Origin of the sequence: Mycobacterium gordonae, from assembly GCF_002101675.1 — a bacterium.
Taxonomy (GTDB): domain Bacteria; phylum Actinomycetota; class Actinomycetes; order Mycobacteriales; family Mycobacteriaceae; genus Mycobacterium; species Mycobacterium gordonae.
Genome location: NZ_LQOY01000248.1, coordinates 16,540 through 40,544, shown reverse-complemented (window position 1 = coordinate 40,544; position 24,005 = coordinate 16,540). Strand labels below are relative to the sequence as shown.

Below are 24,005 nucleotides of genomic sequence, written 5' to 3'. Positions count from 1 at the left end.
GCCCCTGCGTGAAGCTGGCCGCACGCTCGAAAGCGAACGTGAAGCTGATTGCCCGCTCGGCGGCAGACATCGCGGGCGCGCTCAAACCGGTAATGCCTGATGAATCCCGCAGCTGCAGGCGTCGATTGACGGACACGTGCACCGCATCCCCCACTCGATGACCTCGCGCGCCCGCGCCAATGACGCCATCTGGGCGTCGATCTCGGCGAGTTTGGCCTGGCCCAGCGCACGGCTGACGGGGCGCCCGGGCGCGTCGTCGGCCAACAACACCTGGATTTCCTCCAGCGCGAATCCCGCGGACTTGCACAGACGGATCACTTCCAGTCGTGCCAGCACCGCGTCGTCATAGCGACGCTGGCCACCTTGGCGGGCGGGTGCCGGAATCAAGCCGATCTGCTCGTAGTAGCGCAACGTGGTCGCTGCGATCCCGGCTTGGCGAGAAACATCTCCGATGGTCAGGCGCATCGCCACCTCCCAGGCTTGACTTAGAGTCAACTCTAAGTTGTTGACTGTCGGTCATGCACACATTCCTGGGAAATTCGCGATACGCACTGCTGCGGTCGTTCCGCCGCGACGGCACACCCGCCGACACCCCGATCTGGTTCGCGTTCGACGGCGAGGCGCTGGTGTTCCGCACCAAGGTGGGCCCAAAGACCAAGCGGCTCAAAGCCCAATCTCACGTCCAACTCGCCGCATGCGACTACCGCGGCCGCGGCGCCACGCAGTGGACGCCCGGTCGCGCCACGATCCTGTCCGGCGCCGACGCGCTGCGCGCCAACGGGCTGCTGCACCGGCGTTACGGCTGGCAGTGGAATATCGTGCCGCTCTTGAAGATTCCGGGCGTGACGAACGTCCACCGCGACTTACCGCTGCGCGAAAAGCTACGACGCGCACGCGACCGGGGTCTGTGGGCCGACAGCGCCATCGTCCGCGTCGACCCTGCCTAGCTGCACCCAGGCCGTCGAGTGTTATGCCAGGCGCACACCCGGCGCCGAACGTGAGGCTGGGCGTACCCGCGGGGCGACGACGGGCGGCTTAGCTGCCCAGACACCCCGGGCCGAGCAACTCCTTGAGATCCCCCATCAGCGCCGGCGACGGTGTCACCCGCAGCGACTGATCGAGTTCCAGCGTGGTGATCCGGTCGCCACTGATCAGTCGCAGATGCACCTGCGACGTGCCCGGATGGCGGGCCAGGACCTGCTTGAGAGCGGTCACCTTGTCGATGGTGCACTGCCGGGTGGGCAGGCTGACGGCCAGCGGCCGGTTCGGTTGAGCGTTGGAAAAGTCCGGCACCACAAGCTCGTTGGCGATCAAGCTGATGCGGTCATCTCGGATGGCAACCTTGGCGTTGACCAGTACTACCACGTCGTCGGCGATCTCGGCGCCGTAGTTGGAATACGTGTGCGGGAAGAACATCACCTCGATACCACCGGTGAGGTCTTCCAATTGGGCTGACGCCCAAGGCATCCCGTTCTTGTTGACGCGCCGGTTCACCGAGGCCAGGATGCCGCCCACCCGCACCTGGGTCTCATTGGCGATGTCACCGTCCAGGATGGCCGGGATGGCGGTGTCGACCTGCGTGGCCAGCAGGTGGGCGACCCCGTTGAGTGGATGCCCAGACACGTACAGACCCAGCATCTCGCGCTCGAGGGCGAGTTTGTGTTTGTCTTCCCACTCGTCGTCGGGCACCTTGATGGTGAAGACGGCCTCGGTACAACCGTCGTCCCCGCCGAACAGGTCGAACTGCCCCATCGCCTCGGCCTTCTTGGTGCCCAGCACCGAATCGACGGCGTCGGTGTGCACCAGGAACAGGCCTTTGCGGGCATGTTTCAACGAATCGAAAGCCCCGGCCTTGATCAACGACTCGGTGACCTTCTTGTTGCAGGCCGAAATGTCGATCTTGTTCAGGTAGTCCGAGAAGTCGGTGAACTTGCCCTTCTCATTGCGGGTCTTGATCAGCGAGCCGACGACGTTGGCGCCGACGTTGCGTACCGCGCCCAACCCGAACCGGATGTCCTGGCCGACCGAGGCGAAGTTCACCAGCGACTCGTTGACGTCGGGCGGCAGGACGGTGATGCCAAGCTTGCGGCAGTCGGCCAGGTAGACCGCGGCCTTGTCCTTGTCGTCACCGACGGAGGTGAGCAGGCCCGCCATGTACTCGGCGGGATAGTTGGCCTTCAGGTACGCCGTCCAGTAGGAGACCAGGCCGTAACCGGCGGCATGCGACTTGTTGAACGCGTACCCGGCGAACGGAAGAATGGTGTCCCACAACGCTTTCACCGCTTTTTCGGAGAATCCGTTGGCGGTCATGCCTTCGTAGAAGCCCTTGTACTCGGCTTCGAGCACCTCGAGCTTCTTCTTGCCCATCGCCTTGCGTAGCGCGTCGGCCTTGCCCATCGTGTAGGAGGCGACCTTCTGGGCGATGAACATGATCTGCTCTTGGTAGACGATCAGACCGTAGGTCTCCGACAAGATTTCGCGCAGCGGTTCCTCGAGTTCCGGGTGGATCGGCTTGACGGCCTGGCGACCGTTCTTGCGATCGGCGTAGTCGTTGTGGGCGTTCATACCCATCGGCCCCGGCCGGTACAAGGCAAGGACGGCGACAATGTCGTTGAACTCGGTGGGCTGCATGCGGCGCAGCAGATCACGCATCGGGCCTCCGTCGAGCTGGAACACCCCGAGGGTGTCGCCGCGGCCCAGGAGTTCGTAGGTGGCCTTGTCGTCCAGCGGAACCGATTCCAGGTCGAGGTCGATGCCCCGGTTGGCCCTGATGTTTTCCAGCGCATCGCCGATGATCGTCAGATTGCGCAGGCCCAGGAAGTCCATCTTCAACAGGCCGATGGCCTCACACGACGGGTAGTCCCAGCCGGTGATGATCGCGCCGTCCTGCGGCCGCTTCCACAACGGGATGGCCTCGGTCAGCGGCTCGCTGCTCATGATTACCGCACACGCGTGCACGCCGGCGTTGCGGATCAAGCCTTCCAGACCTCGCGCCGTCTGGTAGATGGTGCGCACGTCGGGGTCGGTCTCGATCAGGCCGCGCACCTCGGCGGCTTCCTTGTACCGCTCGTGGGCCGGATCGGTGATGCCCGAAAGCGGAATGTCTTTGGCCATGATCGGCGGCGGCAGCGCCTTGGTGATCCGGTCGGCGATCGCGAAGCCCGGCTGGCCGTAGTGGATGCGCGCCGAATCCTTCAGCGCCGCTTTGGTTTTAATGGTGCCGAAGGTGATGACCTGGGCAACCCGGTCCTGCCCCCACTTGTCGGCGGCGTAACGCACCATCTCGCCGCGACGACGGTCGTCGAAGTCGATGTCGATATCGGGGGCCGATGGGCGTTCGGGGTTGAGGAAGCGCTCGAACAGCAGACCGTGGGGAATGGGGTCGATGTTGGTGATACCCATGGCGTAGGCCACCAGCGAGCCCGCCGCCGACCCACGTCCCGGCCCCACCCGGATGTCGACCGAACGCGCGTAGTTGATCAGGTCCGCCACGATCAGGAAGTACGACGGAAAACCCTTGTCGCAGATGACCTTGATCTCGTACTCGGCCCGGTCGATGTAGTCCTGCCCGACGCCGTCCGGGAAGCGTCGCCGCAGCCCCGCCATCACCTCGTGATGCAGCCACGATGCGGTGTCGTGCCCGTCGGGCACCGGAAAAATCGGCATCCGGTCACGCGGTGTCCACACGTCGGCGTAGGACTGGACCCGTTCGGCGATCAACAGGGTCGAGTCGCAGGCCCCCGGGACCTGGCCGTCCCACAGCTGGCGCATCTCGGCGGCCGACTTGAGGTAGTAGCCGTCTCCGTCGAATTTGAAGCGGTTGGGGTCCGACAGCGTCTTGCCCGTCTGCACGCACAACAGTGCCTCGTGGTTGTGTGAGGCGTCGCGGGTGACGTAGTGGCAGTCGTTGGTGGCCAGCGGCGGAATACCGAGCTTGCGGCCGATTTCCAGCAGGCCTTCGCGGACCCGGTGTTCGATCGAGATGCCGTGGTCCATCAGCTCGAGGAAGAAGTTCTGCGCGCCGAAGATCTCCCGCCATTTGGCGGCCGCCTCCAGCGCTTCGCGCTCGTGACCCAGCCGCAGCCGGGTCTGCACCTCGCCGGACGGGCAGCCGGTGGTGGCGATAATGCCGGCGGCGTGCTCGGCGATGAGCTCAGCGTCCATGCGGGACCACTTGCCGAGCTGGCCTTCGAAGGACGCCAGCGACGACAGCTTGAACAGGTTGCGCAGGCCGGTAGCGTTCTCGGCCATCATCGTCATGTGTGTATAGGAGCCGCTGCCCGACACGTCGTCGGACTTCTGGCTGGGATCACCCCAGGTGATACGCCGGGTGTCGAATCTGGACGCCGGGGCGATGTAGGCCTCGACTCCGATGATCGGCTTGATCCCCACCTTGGTGGCCGAGTTGTAGAACTCGCTGGCGCCGAACATGTTTCCGTGGTCGGTCATGCCGATCGCAGGCATTTCCAGCCGTTGGGCCTCGGCCAGCATCGGCGAGATCTTCGCGGCACCGTCGAGCATCGAATACTCGGTGTGGTTGTGCAGGTGCACGAAGGACTCGCTCATAGGGACGCCAGTCTATGACCGTCCACCGACACATCTTCGGCGTGTCGCCGAACGTGTCTTGCCCAGTTTCAGGCGTACCGCTCGACGAACAATTGCAGCGACTTTTCTACGTCCCCCTTGACGGCTCGCGCGGCGGCGGAGCCGACCGGGCCGAATAGAGCACGCCCGCCCAGCTCAAGGCGCAGACCCATCGTCGATCCGTCGTCATGGGGTGTCACGGTGACGGTCACCCCGTACTTTGCTCCGCCTTTGCCCGAGCCTGACATGGCGACCTCGTGAGGCGGGTCCCACTTGGTGATGGTCCACGTCACCCGGTTGCGCAAGCCCTTCGAGCGCGCCACTCCGATGATCTCGGTGCCGACGGTGATCTCGTCGGGGATGTCGCTGCGCCACCCCTCGTGCATGACGAGCCACTCGCCCAACTCGGAAAGATCCGAGACGCGCTCCCACATGTCCTCCGGGGGCATCGGGACGTTGGAGGTCAACTCAACGGAAGCCATCGGTTGAGCCTAGCGAGGGTCGCGAGCCCGGCGCAGCCGGGCGCTGCGGGCCCGAGCCCATCAGCCGAGCGAGGGTCGCGAGCCCGGCGCAGCCGGGCGCTGCGGGCCCAACACAATCAGTCGAGCACCGGGGCGGCCCCCGCGACCTCCGGCCGGATGTTCGCAGTGCCGTTACGCTCGCAACAGAGGAGGGGCGAGTGGTCGAGGATCGGGCGGGTTCGCAGTTCGGGCCGTATCGGTTGATCCGGATGTTGGGCAGCGGTGGGTTTGGCGAGGTGTACGAGGCCGAAGACACCACCATGCACCGCACCGTGGCGCTCAAATTGTTGAGCAACACCTATTCCCAGGACCCGGTGTTCCGCGAGCGTCTCTTCCGCGAGGCCCATACCGCCGGACGGCTGCGTGAGCCGCATGTGCTGCCGATCCACAGTTGCGGGGAGATCGACGGCCAGGTCTACATCGACATGCGGCTGGTCCGCGGCGTGGATCTGGAGACCCTGCTCAAGCGGGACGGGCCGCTCGATCCGGCCAGGGCGGTGCGGCTGATCCGCCAGGTCGCCGCCGCCCTGGATGCCGCGCACGCCGAAACGGTGCTGCACCGCGACGTCAAGCCCGCGAACATCCTGCTGTCCGGTGACGACTTCGCCAGCCTGGTCGATTTCGGACTGGCCAGTGCGGCCGGCGACGCCCGCCTCACCAAGACGGGCAAAGCCGTCGGCACCTTCGATTATGTTGCGCCAGAACGACTTTCGGATGCACCGGTAGACCACCGCTGTGACGTGTACGCGCTCGCCTGTGTCCTGTACGAACTGCTCACCGGAAAGGCGCCATACGACGAGCAACGGGATCTGTCGGCGCTGATGACCGCCCACCTGACGGCGCCGATCCCACGACCCAGCCAACAGCGGCCCGGCACTCCCGCCGCGCTGGACGAGGTGATCGCCCGCGGCATGGCCAAGAAGCCCGACGATCGCTACCGCAGTGCCGGTGAACTCGCCGCAGCCGCGGAACAGGCCCTGAGCCCCGCCGCACCGACGCGCGAATGGACGGTCGCCCCCCCGCCGCCGGCTTTCCCTCACCAACCGCCCATGCCGACGCCACCCGCTCCCCTACCGCCGTGGGCGCAGCAGCCCACCCGAAGGCGCCGTGGGCGCGCGGTGTTGCTGGCAGCCGCGATCGTGCTGCTGGCAGTGGCGATCACGGTCGGGATCGTCGCGATCGTGCACCGGCACGACGACGCCACACCTTCGGCCGCCAGCACGGCGCGGCCCTCCTCCACGATTCCGACCGTGCTGAAATTTCCGAACCTGGTGAAGCCGCGCGGAGTAGCGGTCGACGAAGCCGGGACCGTCTACGTCGCCGAGATGACCAACCATTCTCCGGAAGGCCGGGTATTGAAACTGCCTGCCGGACAAAGCGCGCCCACCGAATTGGCGTTCGGGGAGGTCTACGGTTTGGACGTGGCGGCGGATGGGGCAGGCAATGTCTACCTCGCCGACATCCACGCGCCCGGGGTGTGGAAGCTCGCTCCGGGTGCCCGCGGCCCGATTATGCTGCCGTTCGGCCACATCGGCAGGCCGGCGGGTCTGGCGGTGGGTAAGGACGGCAGCGTCTATCTCACCGACAACGCACTGAAACAGGTGCTGAAGCTGGCCCCCGGGGCGACCAGCGCCACCCAACTGATGCCCACCGTTCCGCTGAACGGGCCTGGGGGCATCGCGGTGGACAAGGACGGCAACGTCTACATCGCCGATACCGATGACCGCCGCGTGCTCAAGCTTCCCGCCGGCGCCGCCACTCCCACGGAATTACCGTTCGCCGGGCTCCAGCAACCTTACGGTGTGGCGGTGGACCCCGGCGGCACTGTCTATGTCTCCGATCTCAACGGGCACGGGATCTTCCGGCTGGCCACCGGCGCGACCAGCGCGACCCGGCTCGCCTTCCCCGGCCTCAACTACCCGCTCGGCATCGCGGTGGACAAGGCCGGCGACCTGTTTGTCGTCGACTGCCATCGCACCGACGAGTGCGCGACGGGCAAGGTGCTGGAACTGGGGCCGCCCCAATGACCGACGATCCCACGGTCAGACACGCATCGCACTCGCGCGTCGGCACCCGCTTCGGGCCGTACCTGCTGCGGCGACTGCTCGGCACCGGCGGGTTCGGCGAAGTCTACGAGGCCGAAGACACCGTCATGCATCGCGTGGTTGCGCTGAAGCTGTTGTCCAGCAGCTACTCCCACAATCCGGCTTTCCGGGAACGGCTTTTCCGCGAGGCCCGGACTGCCGGGCGGCTGCACGACCCACACGTGGTGCCTATCCACGGTTGCGGTGAGATCGACGGGCAGCTCTATATCGACATGCGACTCATCGACGGGACGAACCTGCAGAGCATGCTGGAGCGCGACGGCGCCCTGGCCCCGGCACGCGCGGTGAACATCGTGCGTCAGATCGCGGCGGCGCTGGATGCCGCGCACGCCGAAACGGTAATCCACCGTGACGTCAAACCGGCCAACATCCTGCTCGGCAAAGACGACTTCGCCTGTCTGGTCGACTTCGGGCTGGCCAACGCCGCCACCGACACCAAGCTCACCAGCGAGGGCACCACGATCGGGTCATTCGCCTACCTCGCCCCCGAGCGTCTGGCGTCTGGCGAAGTCACGCCCGGCGCCGACATCTACGCGCTGGCCTGTGTGCTTCACGAATGCCTGACCGGCGCATCGCCCTTCCAGAGCCGCACCGAGATACCTGCCCTGGTCGCAGCCCACCTGACGTCGCCACCTCCGCGTCCGAGCCAACAGCGGCCGGGGATTCCGGCCGGTTTCGACGAGGTGATCGCGCGCGGCATGGCCAAGGAGCCCGAGCGTCGCTACCGAAGCGCCGGCGAACTCGCTGCGGCCGCCCAGCACGCGCTGAGCACACCGGTGGTCCACCCATCCTGGACTCCCCAGTCCGCTCCGCCGACCCAGGCCTGGCACCCGCCGGTGCCGGCCCCGGCGCCGACAATGCAAGTGCCGCAAGCATTCCGGCGCAAATCCCGGCGCCGTATCGCGGTCATCCTGGCCGCGCTTGGCGCCATCGTTGTCGTCACCGCCATCGTGGTGGCGGTTTCGAGCCCACCGAACTCATCTCAGCCCGCCCGCAGCACCACCAACGGCCCATCCACCCCGACCGCCCCGATCGCCGGCGCCGCGCCGCCCTTGAACGCCACCCCATTGACGACCATCGGTTACGGCGATCTGGGCGGTGTGACGGTCGACGCCGCCGGCAATGTGTTCGTCGTCGACACCGGCACCAAGAAGGTGTTCAAACTCGCCGCGAACTCGAACGCTCCCACCGAGATCCCGATTCGCGGCCTCACCAAGCCCAAGTCGGTGGCCGTGGACTCCGCCGGCAACCTATACCTCACCGATTGGTCCACCCCTGGTACGGGGCAGGTGTGGAAAGTCCCCCCGGGCGCAACGTCACCCGTCGAGCTGCCGTTCGGCGCGATTCTGCCGTCGGGTCTGGCGGTCGACGGCGTCGGCGACGTGTACGTGGCCGCACGCGACCAGGTGCTCCGGCTCGCCGTCGACGCCTCGGCACCCACGGTGCTTCCGTTCGGGGGCGGCCTGTTCGAGAGCGTCGCCCTGGACGGCGCCGGCAACGTCTATGGCCTGCAGATGGGTCGGGTCCTCAAACTGGCACCTGGGGCAACCAGTCCCACGCAGTTGCCCTTCTCTCAGCTCGGCCGGGCGCAGGGCATTGCCGTCGACGCCAAGTCGACCATCTATGTGATCGACAACTCCGACAACCTGGGCAAACTTCTGAAGCTGCCGGCCGGGGCTACGACGTCGACCACACCCACGGTGCCGGAGAACCAGTCTTTCGGCGGCGTGGCCGTCGATGCGGCGGGCAACGTCTACCTGACCGAGAACAATCGACTGCTCAAGGTTGGAGCCGGTTGATGGGCGACCTGAAAAGTCAACTGGCGCAACATGGCCCCCTCGACCCGGGCCGCGCGGTCGACGTGGTGCGCCAGATCGCGTCGGTGATCGACGCTAGCCACGCTCAGCAGACGGTGCACCGCGACGTCACCACCGCAACCATCCTGCTCGCCGCCGACGGCATCGCATATCTAGCCGACGCAGGCGGCAGCACGCCGTCCACCGAACGGACCCGCGCACTGGTCACCAACACCGACGCGACTTACCGTGCCGACATCGCCGCGCTGACGGCGGTGCTGTACGAGTGTCTGACCGGACACCCCCCGGACGCCGCGGCGGCACCGCCGAGCCGGCAGCGCCCCGGCATCCCGCCCGGGTTGGACACCGTCGTCGCCAGGGGCCTGGCCGCCAACCCCGATGACCGATACCGCAGCGCCGCCGAACTGGCCGGGGCCGCGCAAGATGCCCTGGCGGCGGCGATCACCCAGACGGTTCAGCTGCCGCCGACGCCGCCCCCGAATCCTCCTCCGCCGCAATGGAATACCGGACGGACGGTGTCGTACCCGCATACGCGTCCGACGGTGCTGCCACCGCCCCCGCCACGACGAAGGCACCTCGCCCCCCTCATCGCGGTAGCCGCGATCGTGGTCGCGGTGGTGGCGGCGGCGCTCGCGATCCCCAAGCTCGTCCATCACCCCGGGAAATCCGCACCCACCACGCAGACCACCACGACCGCCCCACCCAAGCGCAGCTATACCGCATTGCCCACGGCGCTGCCGTTCCCAGGTCTGGGCGTCACCGAAAGCGTCGGCGTCGACGGGGCGGGCAACATTTACGCGCTGGCTTCCCTGGTAGGCGACGGGTCATTCGAGTCGATGCCGACGATGCTGTTCAAGCTGGCGCCCGGCGCCGGGGACGCGGTCGCCGTCGACATACCGGGTGTCAATGTGCGCTCGGCAACGGACCTGGAGGTCGACCAGGCCGGCAACATCTACTACAGCGAGGGCAGTCAGGTTTGGTTCTTGGAGGCCGGTAAGACCAGCCCGATGCGGTTACAGTTCCGCGGGTTCTCGCGGATCGACGCCATCACCTTCGATACGGCAGGCAACGTCTATGCGGTCGGCGGGCTTCTGACTTCCGACCTGAAGCTGAAGTACGGGGTGAAGAAGCTGGCCCCGGGCGAAAATCGGCCGACCGACCTGTCATTCAGCGATCTGTACGTACCCAGAGGAATAGCGGTGGACAAAGCCGGCAACGTCTACGTCAGTTCCGGCGTCGAAGGCACCGGACACGGCAAGGTCTTCAAACTGGCACCCGGCGCCACCACCGCCACCGCGCTGCCCATTCCAGATCTTTTGGAGCCACGCCAGGTCGCATTCGACAGCGCGGCAAACATCTTCGTCGCCGACGGCTTCGGCAGAAGATTCTTCGAATTACCGGCTGATGGCGGCGGCCCCATCGCGATACCGATTCCCGCGAGCTCGCACGGAGTGGCTGTCGACTCGGCCGACAATCTCTACGTTTTGACTGGCGCGGTTGCCAACAAATCGGACAAGACCGTGCAGCCGGGTCAGGTGCTCAAGATCGTGCCCGAGAAATAGCTCTCAGTGACTCGGCCCACCGCGCAGCTTGTTTCCGATCCGGATCGCCGGCAGCAGCACACTGCGCGGTAGCAGCCGGCCCGTCGTGCTGGCGACCTTGGGTACCAGACCGGGGACCACGCCGCGCCTGCCGGACAGCATGCCCTGAATGGCTTGTTCGGCGACGTCCTTCGGGGAGACCTGCGCCAGGGGGATGCTGAACCTCTCGGCGCTGGCGATCTCGGCCCATTCGGTGGGCACCGGCCCAGGGCACAGCGCCGTGACCGACACCCCCGTGCCATGTAGTTCCTCCTGAACCGCCTCGGAGAACGTCAGCACAAACGCCTTGGTGGCCGAATACACCGCCATGAACGGGAGTGGCTGAAATCCGGCAATCGAGGCGATGTTCAGCACGGCGCCGGCGCCCCGCTCCACCATGCCGGGCAGCACGGCCCGGGTGAGCTCCATCAATGCCAGGGCATTGAGGGTGACCTCCTCGCTCTCGCGTTCGGCCGGCAGCTCGTAGAAGCGCCCGCTGGTGCCGAACCCGGCGCTGTTGCACAGTCCCGCAATCGGATCGGTGCTTAGCCGCCGCGCGAGCTCAGCACGCGAACCGGCGTCCGAAAGGTCCATCGGAAGCACTTCGACGTCGACCTGGTCACTCGCGCGCAACCGTTCGGCCAGCTCATCGAGACGCTCGCGGCGCCGCGCCACCAGCATCAGCGGAAAACCCCGGCGCGCGAGGCCTTTTGCGAGTTCGGTACCGATGCCCGACGAGGCCCCGGTGATGACGACCGTCGTCTGCTTGTCGGGTTTGGGAAGGCTCATGAGGTCACCAGTGAATACCTCGCGTGGCCTGCAGGAAGGTTTCGCTCCGCTTGTCGAGATCTGCTGCCTCGCTTGACTTTTCGCTACCCTTGGCCGCCGAGGAGTCGTCGAACATGCCGAAGGCACGGTTACGCACCCGGTCCATCACCGCCGGGTTGACGGCGTCGGCGACCGCGGCGAACTGCCCGAACGGCGAACTGGCCCGGCGGGGCCGGTGGATCAGCGCGTCGGTGATCACCCCGGCCGCCTGATCGGGCGTCAGGGTCGGGAAGTGGTCGTACATGGTGGTCGGGCTGATCATCGGCGTGCGCACCAGCGCCATGTGCACGGTGGTGAACCGGACATTGTCACTGACCGTCTCCGCCTGCAGCGCGTCACACAGGCTGTCGAGCGCGGCCTTGCTGGCGATGTAGGCGCCGAAGCGCGGCGCGCGTGTCTGTACGCCGACCGAGGAGACGTTGACGATGTGGCCGAAGCCGCGCTCCCGCATACCGGGGATGAACTTGAGAATCAGCTGGACCGCGCCCAGGTAGTTGAGCTGGATGGTGCGCTGATAGTCGTGGATGCGGTCGTAGGACAGTGCCAACGAACGCCGGATCGAGCGGCCCGCGTTGTTGATCAGAATGTCGACCCCGCCGAGGTCCTCGAGCACCTTGTCGGCCATGGTGGCGATGGCGTCGGTGTCGGACAGGTCGCATGGGTAGACGTGCGCGGTGCCCCCGTTGGCGCGAATGTCGTCGGCGACCTTCTCGAGATTTTCCAGAGTGCGGGCGACCAGCACTACGGTGCCGCCCGCCTCGGCGATCTTGTGGGCGGCGGCCTCGCCGATTCCTGAGGACCCGCCGGTGATGAGAACGGTCTTGCCTCCGACCGCGTCGCTGAGCTTGCGGCCCTGCACGGCGTCGAGCAGATTCCTCAGGTAGAACGGCCGGTACCGACCCGCGGAGTTCGGCGTGTTGATCATGTTCGACACAGCCGCGAACGGTTTTTCGACCAGATGCGTGAGGTCACCAAGATTCATCGACAGTTGCTCCTGATGGCGGTGTGGAAGGTGTGACAGGGCGTCATGAAGCCAACCTAGGACATCGACCGGTGAATAGGTATACGGGTCAGGGCAGAGGCACCGAACGCCCTGCGCCGACACCCACCAGCGTGCGCTGTTACTCGGGGATCTGATGGCGAGCGCCCGCGTGTTGCCACCAACACGCCGCCGCGCCCGGCATTTTGCGGACCCTCACCAATGAGGGACGGCTCGGGTGAAGCAGCGGCGCCAAAGTCTGAGACGCCCGCGACGGCGTGTCGCGGGGGTGCTGCTCCCCGCAACCCGGTAGTCAGCAGGTATGAGACTGATGCTCGCCGTCCTGGTCGTACTGCTCGTCAGCGCCTGCGGTGGCCAGTCCGGCGGCTCCCGGTCTGCGGCGTCGTCGCTTCCCCCTTCGTCAGCGACCACCTCCAGCACGCCGGCCGCCCCGGCGGCGACGTTCGACTGCGCCAAGCCGGCGAACAAGGCTCAGCAGTTGGTCTGCGACGATCCACAACTGACCGATCTGGACCGCCGCGTGCAGGCCGCCTACCAGCAGGCGCTGGCACGGCCGGGCGCCGACCAGCCCGCCTTGACGACCGCGCAGAGCGCGTTCGCGACAGCCCGTGACGGGTGCGCCGATGTCGTCGAGGTGCGGACCTGCGTGCTGGAGGCCTACCAGACGCGCCTGGTCGAGCTGGCCATCGCCGACCCGGCCACCGGCGCGCCCCCGGTCGTCACCTACAGCTGCCCCGCCGACGCCGGAACACTGACCGCGCAGTTCTACAACCAGCTCGATCCCAAGACCGCAGTACTGGACTGGAAAGGCGTGCGCGTCATCCTGTTCATCCAGCCCTCGGGCAGCGGCGCTCGATATGGCCGGCAAGGGTCGGAATACTGGGAGCACCAGGGCGAGGTGACCCTGGATCTGGGCGGCACCAAATTCGTCTGTCACACCCAGTGATTCACGCCCGCCCGTCGGCCGGCGCGTCGAGACGCACGGTCCGATATTTGAGACCAGGGTGCTCATCGAACCCGCAAGCCTGAGTGACAATGCTTTGCATGCGCTCGTTCGAGGATCTCGTCGCCGAAGCGGTGGCGGCGCCCGTCGAAGGCTGGGACTTCTCATGGTTGGACGGCCGCGCAACCGAACAGCGGCCGTCCTGGGGGTATCAGCGGCTGATGAGTCGGCGCTTGGCGGACGCGTCGGCGGCATTAGACATCCATACCGGCGGTGGGGAGGTGCTGGCCGAGGCGGAGAAGTTCCCTCCGACCATGGCCGCCACCGAATCATGGCCGCCCAACGCGGCTTTGGCCGCCAAGCGACTGCATCCCCGAGGCGTGGTCGTGGTCGCCACCGGCAACGAGCCACCGCTGCCGTTCGCCGACGAAGCCTTCGATCTTGTGGTCAGCCGTCACCCGATCGCGGTGTGGTGGAGCGAGATCGCCCGGGTGTTGCGACCTGGCGGCACGTATTTCGCGCAGCATCCCGGTCCGGCGACGGTGGCGGAGTTGGTGACCCACGTCGTCGGGCCGCAGCCGCAGCTGTGGGCGTTGTACGAGCCGGATGCCCAGCGCGCCGGCGCGCAAGCCGCTGGGCTGCGGGTGGTGGACATGCGCATGGAACGGTTACGGGCGGAGTTCTTCGACGTCGGCGCGGTGGTCTACTTTCTGCGCAAACTGATTTGGACGGTGCCGGATTTCACCGCCGAGCCGTACTACTCGCGGCTGCGCGAGTTGCATGAATTGATCGCGGCCGAGGGACGATTCGTCACCCATCCGACTCGGGTTTTGGTCGAGGCCCGCAAGCCGGGGCGGTCAGCCCTCGACGCGTAGCACGTCCAGGGCGTGCTGCAGATCGTCGGGATACGGACTGACGATCTCGATGCGCCGCCCGTCGGCCGGATGCGCAAAGGCCAGAGATCGGGCGTGCAACCATTGACGTTGCAGGCCAAGCCTTTTGGCGAGCTTCGGATCGGCGCCGTAGACCAGGTCGCCGCAACACGGGTGGTGGAGCGCGGAGAAGTGCACCCGAATTTGATGGGTGCGCCCGGTTTCCAGGTGGACGTCGAGCAGGCTGGCGGCGACGAACGCATCCTTGGTGTCGTAGTGGGTAATGCTGTGCCTGCCGTCCCGGGTGACCGCGAACTTCCACTCCGGTCCCGGATGGCGGCCGATCGGCGCGTCGATTGTTCCGCTGGACGGGTCGGGATGGCCCTGAACCAGTGCGTGATACCGCTTTTCCACGGTGCGCTGTTTGAACGCCCGTTTGAGCATCGTGTAGGCGCGTTCGGAGATCGCCACCACCATCACCCCGGAGGTGCCGACGTCCAGGCGATGCACGATCCCCTGTCGTTCATGCACACCGGAGGTGGTGATCCGGTAACCCGCGGCCGCCAAGCCACCCAGGACCGTCGGGCCGGTCCATCCCACCGAGGCGTGCGCGGCCACCGCTGCCGGTTTGTCGACGGCGACGATGTCGTCGTCGGAGTAGAGGATCGTCATGCCCTCGATGTCGACGGGAGTGTTCTCCGGTGGTTTCGGCGGCTCCGGTATCTGCACCTGCAACCAGGCACCGGCGTTCAGGCGGTCGGACTTGCCGGCCGTGGCGCCGTCGAGTTCGACACCGCCGTCTTCGGCGATGGCCGCTGCGGCACTGCGGGACAACCCAAGCAGGCGGGCCAGGCCGGCGTCGACGCGCATGCCCGCCAGTCCGTCCGGGACCGGCATCGAGCGCTCAGTCAATGCGCCGCTCCTCGTTGTCGCCGTTCGACTTCCGGCGACCAACGGTGTCGAAATCGAAACCGAAGATGGACAGCACGACGAGCAGGATCGCGCCGCCCACCACCGAGGGGTCGGCAACATTGAACACCGGCCACCAGCCGACCGACAGGAAGTCGACGACGTGACCGCGCAACGGACCGGGTGCCCGGAAGAAGCGGTCGACCAGGTTGCCCATCGCACCGCCCAGGATCATGCCGAGGCCCAGCGCCCACCACGGCGAGACCAGCCGCCGTCCCATCCAGAAGATGCCGACCACCACGCCGGTCGCGATCAGGGTCAGCACCCAGGTGTACCCGGTCGCCATCGAGAACGCGGCGCCCGAATTGCGCACCAGGGTCCAGGTCACGGTGTCACCGATGATGGAGACCGGCTGGCCGGGTGGCAACAGCTTGACTGCGAGGACCTTGGTGATGATGTCGAGCGCAAGCACGACTCCCGCCACCGACAGGAGCAAACGCAACCGCCGTGGCGACGCTGGAGGTGCGGAAGCAGCGGGTTGGTGTGCGTCTTCTTCAGCGTTGACGGCCGAAGTGCGCGAATCAGCGGATCCGGTTGGTTCGTCGGGCACCCCACCATCATCCACTAACTAAGGTCTGTACCCGTGATTGTGCTGCTACCTCCGTCGGAGACCAAGCGGGGCGGAGGCGACGGACCGCCGTTGCGACTCCGGGAACTCGCCAACCCGGGACTGTGCCCGCTGCGATCGGCCCTAGTCGGCGAGCTGGTCGATCTCGCCGCCGACCCGGTGGCATGCCGAGCGGCCCTGGGTCTGTCTGCCGCACAGGACGCTGAGATCGAACGCAACGCCGCATTGTACGAAGCGCCGACGTTACCGGCCATCCGCCGCTACACCGGTGTTCTCTACGACGCCCTCGATATCGAGTCGCTGCGAGGCGCGCAGGCGACGCGCGCCCAGACGCGGTTGTTCATCGGTTCCGCATTGTTCGGGCTGCTTCGCGCTGACGACCAGGTGCCCGCCTACCGGCTGTCCGCGACGTCGAAACTCCCCGGCAGACCAACGCTGGCCGTCCGATGGCGGCCCCTGCTCGAGCCGGTGCTCGCAGAGTTGGCCGCCGAGAACCTGGTCGTCGATCTCCGCTCGGGCTCGTATGTAGCGCTGGGAAGGACATCGAGCGCGGTCAGTGTCGATGTGGTGGCCCAGCATGCCGACGGTCGCCGTACCTCGGTGACGCATTTCAATAAGGCATACAAGGGCCGGCTGGCCCGCGCGCTGGCCACCACACGAGCCGAACCGAACGATGCCGCCGCGGTCGCCGCCGTGGCCCGCAGATCCGGTATGTGCGTGGAGCGCAGGGGAAACGCACTGACCCTCGTCGTCCCCGCGGGACCGGGGCACTGAAGGATCAGCGCTACGCGCGCTCAGAATTGGTTACGGAATGATTCCCTCATGAGCCGCGTCACCGTCATCACCACCGGAGGGACGATCTCGACAACCACCGGCGCCGACGGCGTCCGCCGGCCCGCCCACGGCGGGGCCCAGCTCGCCACCGGTCTTAGGCAGGCATTCGACGTCGACTTTGTCGATCTGATGGCAGTCGACAGTTCCGAACTCGTCACGGCCGACTGGGACCGCATCCGCGCCGCAGTGCTCACCGCGATCGACGACGGCGCCGCCGGAGTCGTCATCACCCACGGCACCGACACGATGGAAGAAACCGCCCTGTGGTTGGAGCTGGGGTATGCCGGTGCGGCCCCGGTGGTGCTGACCGGGGCCATGCGCAGCGCGGACGCCCCCGACGCGGACGGCCCGGCCAACCTGCGCGACGCGCTCATCGTGGCGTCCAGCCGGAAAGCCCGCGACTTGGGGGTCCTGGTGTGTTTCGCCGGCCGGGTGCTGCAGCCGTTGGGCCTGCGCAAAGCCAACACCCAGGAGGTGGGCGGGTTCGCCGGGCCCCTGCTCGCCACCGTGACCGGCGAGATGACGCTGACCGGCGCCAAGGTGCGTCCGTATCTTGGCGACCTGAGCGCCGCCGGCGCACCGCGGGTCGATATCGCCGCCGCCTACCTCGGCAGTGACGCCGTGGCCCTGGACGCCTTCGCCGCCGCCGGTGCCCGCGGTGTGGTGCTCGAGGCAGTGGGATCCGGCAACGCCGGAGCGGCCGTTGTCGAAGGGGTGCGTCGGCTGTGCCGCGAGGGTGTGGTGGTCGCAGTGTCGACCCGGGTTCCGAGCGGCAGGGTCAGCGCCGCATACGGACCCGGCCACGATTTGGTGGAGGCCGGCGCGGTGCTGGTGCCCCGGCTGGCTCCTTCACAGGCCCGGGTGCTGGTCCTGGCGGCGCTGGCGGCCGGGCTACCGGTCGCCGACGCCGTCGGCCGCTGGGGTTGACGGCGCCGCCACCGAATCCGGTTCCTGGTCACGCAGTTGGCCCACGTAATCCGGCCAATCCAGGCTGTCGACCGGGTTTGCCGCGCTGATGTCGGCGGTGTCGATGGGAAACGTGCGGGCCGTGCCCGGTCCGGTACCCCGGGTCTCGAATCGGACGGTGACCACACCGTGACCGGCCCCCTGAACCCACCCGTGTCCCCACACCTGATGCGCGACGTCGTCGCCGATCCGCCACGACGAGCCGTCCTGTCCGGTGAGCAGCGCGGCGCGCATCGTGTCGAAATCCTGGTGCGCCTCGGTCTCGGGCGACAGGTCCAGCTCCGGGAACAACGATTCCTGGCGTACATCGCTAAGGCCCGAAAAGCCAACGCCGAGAAGGCGAATCGGGCCGATTTGCAGCGGGTCGAGCAGCAGCCTGCGCGCCACCGCCGTCAGGGCGCTCGCTTCGGCCGTCGCGTAGGGCAGTGTCGCCGAGCGTGTCAGGGTACTCATGTCGGACTTCTTGAGCTTCACGGTCACCGTGCGAGCGCCGCGGCCGTCTTTGAGCAATCGTCGATGCGCGTGTTCGGCGATCGGCTCGATCGCCTCCCTTAGCTGGTCCAGAGTGGTCAGGTCGGCGGCGAACGTGGATTCGGCGCTGATCTGTTTGGCTTCGGCGCGTTCGGCGACTGGGCGGTCGTCGATACCCCGGGCCAGCCGGTGCAGCGCGGGCCCGACGGTCGCGCCCAGAATGTTGGCCACCTCCGCGTCGCTCAACGCGGCCAACTGCCCGATGGTCTCGATGCCGAGGCGGTGCAGCTTTTCCTCGGCGACCGGACCGATCCCCCACAACCGTCGCACCGGTAAACCGTCGAGCAACAGCTTCTCCTCGGCGCGGCGAACCACCCGGATGCCGTCGGGCTTCGCCAGACCCGAGGCGATCTTGGCGATCTGTTTGCCCGAGCCCGCACCCACCGAAGCGATAAGGCCGGTCTCGTCACGGACCCGTCGCCGCAGCAGTTCGCAGAACTCCTCGGCGTCGGCCGCCGACGCCCCGACAAGCTGTGACGGCTCGCCGAATGCCTCGTCGAACGACAGCTGCTCCACCACGGGGACCAGGCTGCGCACCGTGTCGAACACACGACGGCTGGCCACGCCGTAAACCACTCCGCGCGGCGGCAGCACCACCGCGCTCACCCCCACCAGCCGGCGGGCCTGGTGCATCGGCATGGCCGAACGGGCGCCGAACACTCGCGACTCGTAGCTGGCTCCGGCCACGACGCCTCGACCACCCAGTCCACCCACCAGCACCGGACGCCCGCGCAGGGTCGGCCGGGTGAGTTGTTCCACCGATGCGAAGAAAGCGTCCATATCCAGGTGCAGCACCCAACGGGACTCCACGGCTATCGATGCTAGGGGGACAGCGGCGTGCGGTCCGGTTCAGGAGGCACCTGCCAAGTGTTCGCAATTATCCGTTGAAACTTCGCGCAGCGCTTAAGAAGTACGAACAGCGAAGCATTTATCCGATAAATGACGTAAAGACCGGGTGACGCTGACAAAAACTCGTCGTTATACGCACGTTTAGTTCTCTCGAATTCTGGTCATCATGCAGCTAGCGAGGCGTGTGATCGACATCACCGGGTCGAGGGGGATACTTGTGTCCGTTTTGATTGCTCCTGAATGGGTTGAGTCTGCGTCTCAGGAATTGTCTGGAATTCGGTCGGCAATAACGCAGGCCTCACAATCAATCGCAGCTGCCACTACGGGCATTTCACCGGCAGCCGCCGACGAGATTTCAGCTGCCATCGCGGCGATGTTCGACGACCTTGGCCGCGAGTACCAGGCCCTCAGTGCGCGAACGCAGGCGTTCCACGCCGAGTTCGTCAAGGCGCTGAACTCCAGCGTCGGGGCATACGTCAGCGCCGAAATCGCCAACGTCGAGCGGATGTTCGCAAGCGGCCTGCCCGCGGCCGGGGCAGCGCCCGCCGCATCGATCCTGGACGGTCTCACGGGCGGCCTCGGGGCTTTCCCGTCCCTTCAATCACTGCTGCCGGGGATATTCGGGCCGACACCCGGACCCACACCACCAAGCCTGGCCGCTATTACGGGCCCGTACGAGGCACTGGTTTCCAACACAATCAACAACCTGCAAAGCCTCGGCAATGGCCTGGCCGCTAACCCGTTTCCCTTCCTGCGCCAGTTCGTCACCAACCAGTCGGGCTACGGGCAGATAATCGCCGCCGCCTTCACCAATGCGAGCCAACACCTGGCCAGTGGGGCTGGCGCGGCGCAGGTCCTGACCGACTTGGTGCCGATCGCGTCCATACCGGGTCGCATCGGGCAAAATGCGGTGAACGTGCTGGCGACACTGGTCGACTTCTCCTACTCTGTCGGGGTCAACCTGACCAACCCGCTGCAGATCGGCGCCGCTTTCTTCGGCCTGCCCATAGCGCTGGGCATCGATGCCATCGGTTCGCCCATCACCACGGCCAACGCCATAGCCTCCGTAGGGGCGGCCTTCAGCAGCGCGGTGCAGAGCGGAGACGGGTTTGGAGCCGCCGTCGCGGTCCTCACCGCCCCTGCCGTCGTCGCGAACGGCTTCCTCAACGGGCAGTACACGCTGGGAGTGACTCTGCCGGGAGTGCCCCTGCCGGTGCTCGGCGGGGTTCCTGCCATCACCGTCCCATTACACGCGAGCATCCCGGTCGGAGGGATACTCACTCCCCTTTCGACCGTGACGGTCAACATCGATCCGCTACCGGGGAGTCCGATTGTCAGCGTCCCGATGGGCGGCACGCCCACCGGCGGAATCCTGCCCGGACTCCTGCTCTACGCACCGCAACAACTCGCACAGGCCATCGGGGCGCCGCCCTTACCGAGCCCACTGCTTCCCCTGCCGCAGATCACCGTGCCGGGCCTGCCGTCGCTGGGGTCCTTGCTGCCCGGGCTGAGCCTGCCGTCCCTGCCGGATCTGGGATCTCTGTTGGGCGGGCTGGGCACTCTGCCATCCCTGCCGGGACTGCTGGGCGGACTGGGCACTCTGCCGTCCCTGCCGGGACTGCTGGGCGGGCTGGGCACGCTGCCATCCTTGCCGGGCCTGACCGGGTCACCCTCCACGCCGCTGCTGGGTGGCTTGCTGTAACGACGCGAGTCAAGTAGCGGCTAGCTCAATCTCGTTGTCGGACTGGTTCATTGCCCAGTCCACATAACGGTCTATGCCGGCCCATATCTGGACCCGTGGCGCAAACCCGATGCTGCGCGCCAACTCGATGTTGGCCGGATAGCGGGCGACCTCCCCGGGCCGGGGCGGACCCTTGACGACATGCACCCCAAACTTGCCGGCGATGTATTCGGCGATGTCGCGCACGCTGGTGTTGATGCCGCTGGCGAAATTGATGGCCTGGCCTCGCAGACCCGGGTTGTCCAGCACGAGCAGGTAGGCCCGCACCACGTCGCTGACGTGGAGGTAGTCGCGGGTCGCGGTGCCCTCACCGAAGATGGTGAGATCCTTTCCCGCCATCGCTTGGCGAACCAATATCGGGATCAGTGCTCCGAAGGCGCCGCTTTTCTGCCGCTCGCCGAAGATGTTGAACGGACGGACCACGCTGACGTCCATGTCGTAGGACCGGAAGTAGGAGTAGCAGAGCCGGTCGGCCGCCGCTTTGGACGCGCCGTAGGGACTGGCGGGCATCAGTTCGGCGGTTTCGTTCAGGGTGTCGCCTTCCCCGAGATCCTGGCCGTCGCCGTATACCTCACAGGTTGAGGCGTAGATGACCCGCGATCCGTTTCGGCGCGCCGCCTCGAGAATGTTGTAAGTGCCCATCACGTTCGTGTCCAGGAAACTCTTCGGGTCGCTCAGCGATTTGTCGACGTTGACGTTTGCCGCGAGATGGAAGACGACGTCATGCTCCGGCACCGTCTTGGCGGTCAGTTCCGCATCGGTCACCGAGCCGAAGACCAAGTCGGCGCCCGTGGCGCCTTTGAGGCGGCGGGTGTTTCGCTTGGCAGCACTGGACAGGGTATTCAGCACGGTCACTTGATGTCCCGTGGCGAGCAGCGCCTCGGCAAGATGGCTTCCCTGAAAGCCCGCTCCCCCGGTCACCAGAATTCTCACCGCACAAAGTCCCCCGCGTTGCGTGCCGTTCTTCGCTGAACCGGCTATCAGCTTACTGGCCCGCCGTGGCGGACCGGGTTAGCCGGGCGCGACACGTACGGTGGCCGTGAGAGGTTGAGAGGGGGGGTTGCTCGGTGTGTCCGACTGATACCGGATCCGCTGACGCGGTAGATCTGGTGCGCCGGGAGGTCGAAGCCTGGGCCACCCACCCGGCCCTGAGTCAGCTGGTGGGGATGTTCGGCGGAGCCGTTCCGACTGACCTCGATCTCGCCGCGCGGTTGGCGTGGCTCGACGAGTTCAGCAGTGTGTGGGACTACCGCGGCCGGGCACGGGCACGCGCGGGCCGAGTGCACAGCCAGGACGCCGCCGGCGCGGTGCGGTGGCTGATCCCCCGTTTGCAGATGCCTGCCGCGCAATTGGATCAGATTGTGGCGCTGGCCGACGCACTGGGTCTGATCGGTGAATCATCGCCCAGCGCAACGGATTTCGACTACCTGTTGGTGATCGGCGGCGGCCGGTACACCAACAGGCTGCGGGTCGGGTACGCGCGGGAGTTGGCTGCCGGGCGGCGCATCGGCCACGTGGTGCTGGCCGCGGCCTCGCGCGAACTCATGGATTCCGAACAAGACGCCGTAGCCGCCATCGCGCCGCAGGCCCGCACTGAATTCGACCTGCTGGCCGCCGCGGCCGGCGAAGCCCTGGGACTCGACATCCGCGAGGTTCAGGACCACGCACGGCGACGGGTTGATCGGCCGCACCGCGACCAGGCCGTCTGGCGATTCGCGGCTGACAGCAACGAGATGCGCGTGCCGGTCACCCTGCTGGAAACGCCGTCACCCGACCCGGACAACCGTCGGGCAAACTCCGCTGACACTTACACCTTCGCCGCGCAAACGGTCGGCATGGATAACTCGACGTGTCTGCTGGTGACCGGCCAGCCGGTGGTGCCCTACCTGCACTTCGAGGCGCTGCGGACGTTGGTGCTGCCGTTCGCAATCCGGTTGGAGTCGGCAGGATTCGGGGTCGAGCGCTACAACCGACTGGGCGAGTTGGATGAGCAGCACCCGGCCAAGATTCTGCAGGAGGCGCGATCGGCCATTCGGTCGGCGCGCGCCGTGGCCGAGCGGCTCACCCTGCAACGGTGATGCTGCACGGGGTGGCGGCCGGATAGGTGCCCGACACCGGCCGGGGCCGTCCTTGCGGCGGCCACGGCAGCAGGCCCAAGTTGCCCAGATACCGCAGTGGGCTGGTGTGCACGCCGTCGGTGTGAACTTCGAAATGCAGGTAGCCGTCGGCCGATTCGCGTTCGGGGCCGACGGTGCCGATCCGCGCGCCGGCGGCGATCTGGTCACCCACGCAGAGCTGGTCGGCGGACCGGAACACGTAGACCAGGTCGACGTCGGCGTTCGACAGCACCGTCAAGCGCAGCCCGTCACCGTCCAGATCGCGTGTGCGAGTGACCGTTCCGGATGAGACGGCGTGGACGGCGGCGCCCGGTTCGGCGGCGAAGTCGACACCCGGGTGAAACGCGCCGGCGCGCGGGCCGTAACCGGCGCCGAGCGCGAGGTGCTCGCGCTCGATCGGCAGGCGGGTGCCCACCTCGACCGGATCGAAATCGCCGCCGACCCGCTTGCGGTAGTCCGCCTTGAGCAGCTCGACCTCGTCGCGGGCATACCCGAACAGCAGGGCACGGTCGTAAGGAACGCCGTAATTCAGCCGACAGTCCGGATCGATCTTGCGGTAGTGATCGACCTTCGCTACCCGTTCGGCCAGGGTGGACCAGCCGTGGTGCACCAGGCGCACGTCATACACCATCCCGATGCGGCCGTGTTCGGTGATGTTCGCGGGCCAGTGCGGGTTGTGGATCATCCGTGTCCCGGCCCGCAGTTCCGGGCGCCAGCGCCAGAACGGTCCGCGCACCGACTCCGCCGGCCCCATGATCGGAATCATCTCCGGGAACTCGGGATCATGCCACGTCGGGATCATCGGGCACATCAGCGCCGCCACGTCATCTGGAGTGGCCGCCAGCATCTCGCGGACGTCGACGTCGGCTTCGACCACCTGATCGGAGTCGATCATTGCGATCCAATCAGGCCGACAGAAATCGGCCATCCGGTACAGCAATTCCAGGCCCGGAGGTTCCGGGATCAGCCACGGGGTGGGTGGGAGATCCGGCCGCGCCCGGACGAAATTCGTGACCGCCGGATGCTGAGCCAGGATGTCGGCGGAGTTGTCGGTACTGCGGTCGTCGATCGCATAGATGTCGTCACACCACCCGGACAACGAATCCAGGACGCGGGGCAGAATGTCCTCACCGTTGTGCACGCGGAACAGCCCAAGAACCCGCATCGTCCCCCTCCATTC

General features: G+C 66.8%; 20 protein-coding genes. 10 read left to right on the top strand and 10 right to left on the bottom strand.

The features are described from left to right. Window positions 1-81: 81 nt before the first annotated feature. A complete protein-coding gene (locus tag AWC08_RS32335) occupies window positions 82-465 on the bottom strand; it encodes a MerR family transcriptional regulator (RefSeq protein WP_174900799.1) in 384 nt (127 codons plus the stop codon). Window positions 466-518: 53 nt separating this feature from the next. On the opposite strand from AWC08_RS32335, the gene AWC08_RS32330 reads away from it, so the two are divergent. Beyond that, a complete protein-coding gene (locus tag AWC08_RS32330; RefSeq protein ID WP_069433721.1) occupies window positions 519-947 on the top strand; it encodes a PPOX class F420-dependent oxidoreductase in 429 nt (142 codons plus the stop codon). Between the two features lie 88 nt (window positions 948-1,035). Here the strand turns inward: AWC08_RS32330 and dnaE are convergent, their stop codons facing one another. Further along, window positions 1,036-4,566: a DNA polymerase III subunit alpha gene (gene dnaE / locus AWC08_RS32325; protein WP_065134043.1), complete on the bottom strand. Its 3,531-nt coding sequence runs from the start codon at window positions 4,564-4,566 to the stop codon at window positions 1,036-1,038. 68 nt (window positions 4,567-4,634) lie between these two features. After that, window positions 4,635-5,066: a type II toxin-antitoxin system Rv0910 family toxin gene (locus AWC08_RS32320; RefSeq protein WP_069433722.1), complete on the bottom strand. Its 432-nt coding sequence runs from the start codon at window positions 5,064-5,066 to the stop codon at window positions 4,635-4,637. Between the two features lie 197 nt (window positions 5,067-5,263). Here AWC08_RS32320 and AWC08_RS32315 point away from each other — a divergent pair, with 197 nt between their 5' ends. The 3 genes from AWC08_RS32315 to AWC08_RS32305 are packed head-to-tail and all read left to right on the top strand — an operon-like array spanning window position 5,264 to window position 10,589. Continuing rightward, a complete protein-coding gene (locus AWC08_RS32315; RefSeq protein ID WP_069434444.1) occupies window positions 5,264-7,132 on the top strand; it encodes a serine/threonine-protein kinase PknD in 1,869 nt (622 codons plus the stop codon). After that, window positions 7,129-9,009: a serine/threonine-protein kinase gene (locus AWC08_RS39300; RefSeq protein WP_065134046.1), complete on the top strand. Its 1,881-nt coding sequence runs from the start codon at window positions 7,129-7,131 to the stop codon at window positions 9,007-9,009. The genes AWC08_RS32315 and AWC08_RS39300 overlap by 4 nt, the downstream gene beginning before the upstream one ends. Next, window positions 9,009-10,589, top strand: a complete 1,581-nt coding sequence (locus AWC08_RS32305) for a hypothetical protein (protein WP_197522024.1) — start codon at window positions 9,009-9,011, stop codon at window positions 10,587-10,589. Before AWC08_RS39300 ends, AWC08_RS32305 begins: the two co-directional genes overlap by 1 nt. Window positions 10,590-10,592: 3 nt before the next feature. Here the strand turns inward: AWC08_RS32305 and AWC08_RS32300 are convergent, their stop codons facing one another. Together AWC08_RS32300 and AWC08_RS32295 are read right to left on the bottom strand one after the other, a co-directional pair. After that, window positions 10,593-11,396 carry an SDR family NAD(P)-dependent oxidoreductase gene (locus AWC08_RS32300; protein ID WP_069434443.1) on the bottom strand — a complete coding sequence of 268 codons (804 nt, stop codon included), beginning with the start codon at window positions 11,394-11,396 and terminating at the stop codon, window positions 10,593-10,595. Window positions 11,397-11,400: 4 nt separating this feature from the next. After that, window positions 11,401-12,417, bottom strand: coding sequence for an SDR family NAD(P)-dependent oxidoreductase (locus AWC08_RS32295; protein ID WP_065134048.1), 1,017 nt, complete (start codon window positions 12,415-12,417; stop codon window positions 11,401-11,403). 319 nt (window positions 12,418-12,736) lie between these two features. Here AWC08_RS32295 and AWC08_RS32290 point away from each other — a divergent pair, with 319 nt between their 5' ends. Further along, on the top strand, window positions 12,737-13,381 hold the full coding sequence (locus AWC08_RS32290) for an MliC family protein (RefSeq protein ID WP_069434442.1): 645 nt from the start codon (window positions 12,737-12,739) through the stop codon (window positions 13,379-13,381). A 98-nt stretch (window positions 13,382-13,479) separates the two neighbouring features. After that, complete coding sequence (locus AWC08_RS32285) at window positions 13,480-14,253, top strand: class I SAM-dependent methyltransferase (RefSeq protein WP_069434441.1); 774 nt, start codon at window positions 13,480-13,482, stop codon at window positions 14,251-14,253. On the opposite strand, the gene AWC08_RS32280 is transcribed toward AWC08_RS32285, so the two are convergent. Then, window positions 14,236-15,162, bottom strand: a complete 927-nt coding sequence (locus tag AWC08_RS32280; protein WP_069434440.1) for an RluA family pseudouridine synthase — start codon at window positions 15,160-15,162, stop codon at window positions 14,236-14,238. The two genes, AWC08_RS32285 and AWC08_RS32280, sit on opposite strands and share 18 nt — an antisense overlap. Then, on the bottom strand, window positions 15,155-15,769 hold the full coding sequence (gene lspA, locus AWC08_RS32275) for a signal peptidase II (RefSeq protein WP_065134068.1): 615 nt from the start codon (window positions 15,767-15,769) through the stop codon (window positions 15,155-15,157). The genes AWC08_RS32280 and lspA overlap by 8 nt, the downstream gene beginning before the upstream one ends. A gap of 33 nt (window positions 15,770-15,802) precedes the next feature. Here lspA and yaaA point away from each other — a divergent pair, with 33 nt between their 5' ends. Next, window positions 15,803-16,561, top strand: coding sequence for a peroxide stress protein YaaA (yaaA, locus tag AWC08_RS32270; RefSeq protein ID WP_065134052.1), 759 nt, complete (start codon window positions 15,803-15,805; stop codon window positions 16,559-16,561). A 48-nt stretch (window positions 16,562-16,609) separates the two neighbouring features. After that, complete coding sequence (locus AWC08_RS32265; RefSeq protein WP_069434439.1) at window positions 16,610-17,548, top strand: asparaginase; 939 nt, start codon at window positions 16,610-16,612, stop codon at window positions 17,546-17,548. Here the strand turns inward: AWC08_RS32265 and AWC08_RS32260 are convergent. Continuing rightward, window positions 17,513-18,928, bottom strand: a complete 1,416-nt coding sequence (locus AWC08_RS32260; protein ID WP_069434438.1) for a DNA polymerase IV — start codon at window positions 18,926-18,928, stop codon at window positions 17,513-17,515. The two genes, AWC08_RS32265 and AWC08_RS32260, sit on opposite strands and share 36 nt — an antisense overlap. 205 nt (window positions 18,929-19,133) lie before the next feature. Here AWC08_RS32260 and AWC08_RS32255 point away from each other — a divergent pair, with 205 nt between their 5' ends. Continuing rightward, window positions 19,134-20,669 carry a PE family protein gene (locus AWC08_RS32255; protein WP_082986345.1) on the top strand — a complete coding sequence of 512 codons (1,536 nt, stop codon included), beginning with the start codon at window positions 19,134-19,136 and terminating at the stop codon, window positions 20,667-20,669. Between the two features lie 9 nt (window positions 20,670-20,678). On the opposite strand, the gene AWC08_RS32250 is transcribed toward AWC08_RS32255, so the two are convergent. Next, entirely contained in the window at window positions 20,679-21,641 is a 963-nt protein-coding gene (locus AWC08_RS32250; RefSeq protein ID WP_069434437.1) for a dTDP-glucose 4,6-dehydratase, read from the bottom strand. A gap of 134 nt (window positions 21,642-21,775) precedes the next feature. Here AWC08_RS32250 and AWC08_RS32245 point away from each other — a divergent pair, with 134 nt between their 5' ends. After that, complete coding sequence (locus tag AWC08_RS32245; RefSeq protein ID WP_069434436.1) at window positions 21,776-22,786, top strand: hypothetical protein; 1,011 nt, start codon at window positions 21,776-21,778, stop codon at window positions 22,784-22,786. Here AWC08_RS32245 and AWC08_RS32240 read toward each other — a convergent pair. Further along, complete coding sequence (locus tag AWC08_RS32240; protein ID WP_069434435.1) at window positions 22,770-23,990, bottom strand: peptidoglycan DD-metalloendopeptidase family protein; 1,221 nt, start codon at window positions 23,988-23,990, stop codon at window positions 22,770-22,772. The two genes, AWC08_RS32245 and AWC08_RS32240, sit on opposite strands and share 17 nt — an antisense overlap. Between the last annotated feature and the right edge of the window lie 15 nt (window positions 23,991-24,005).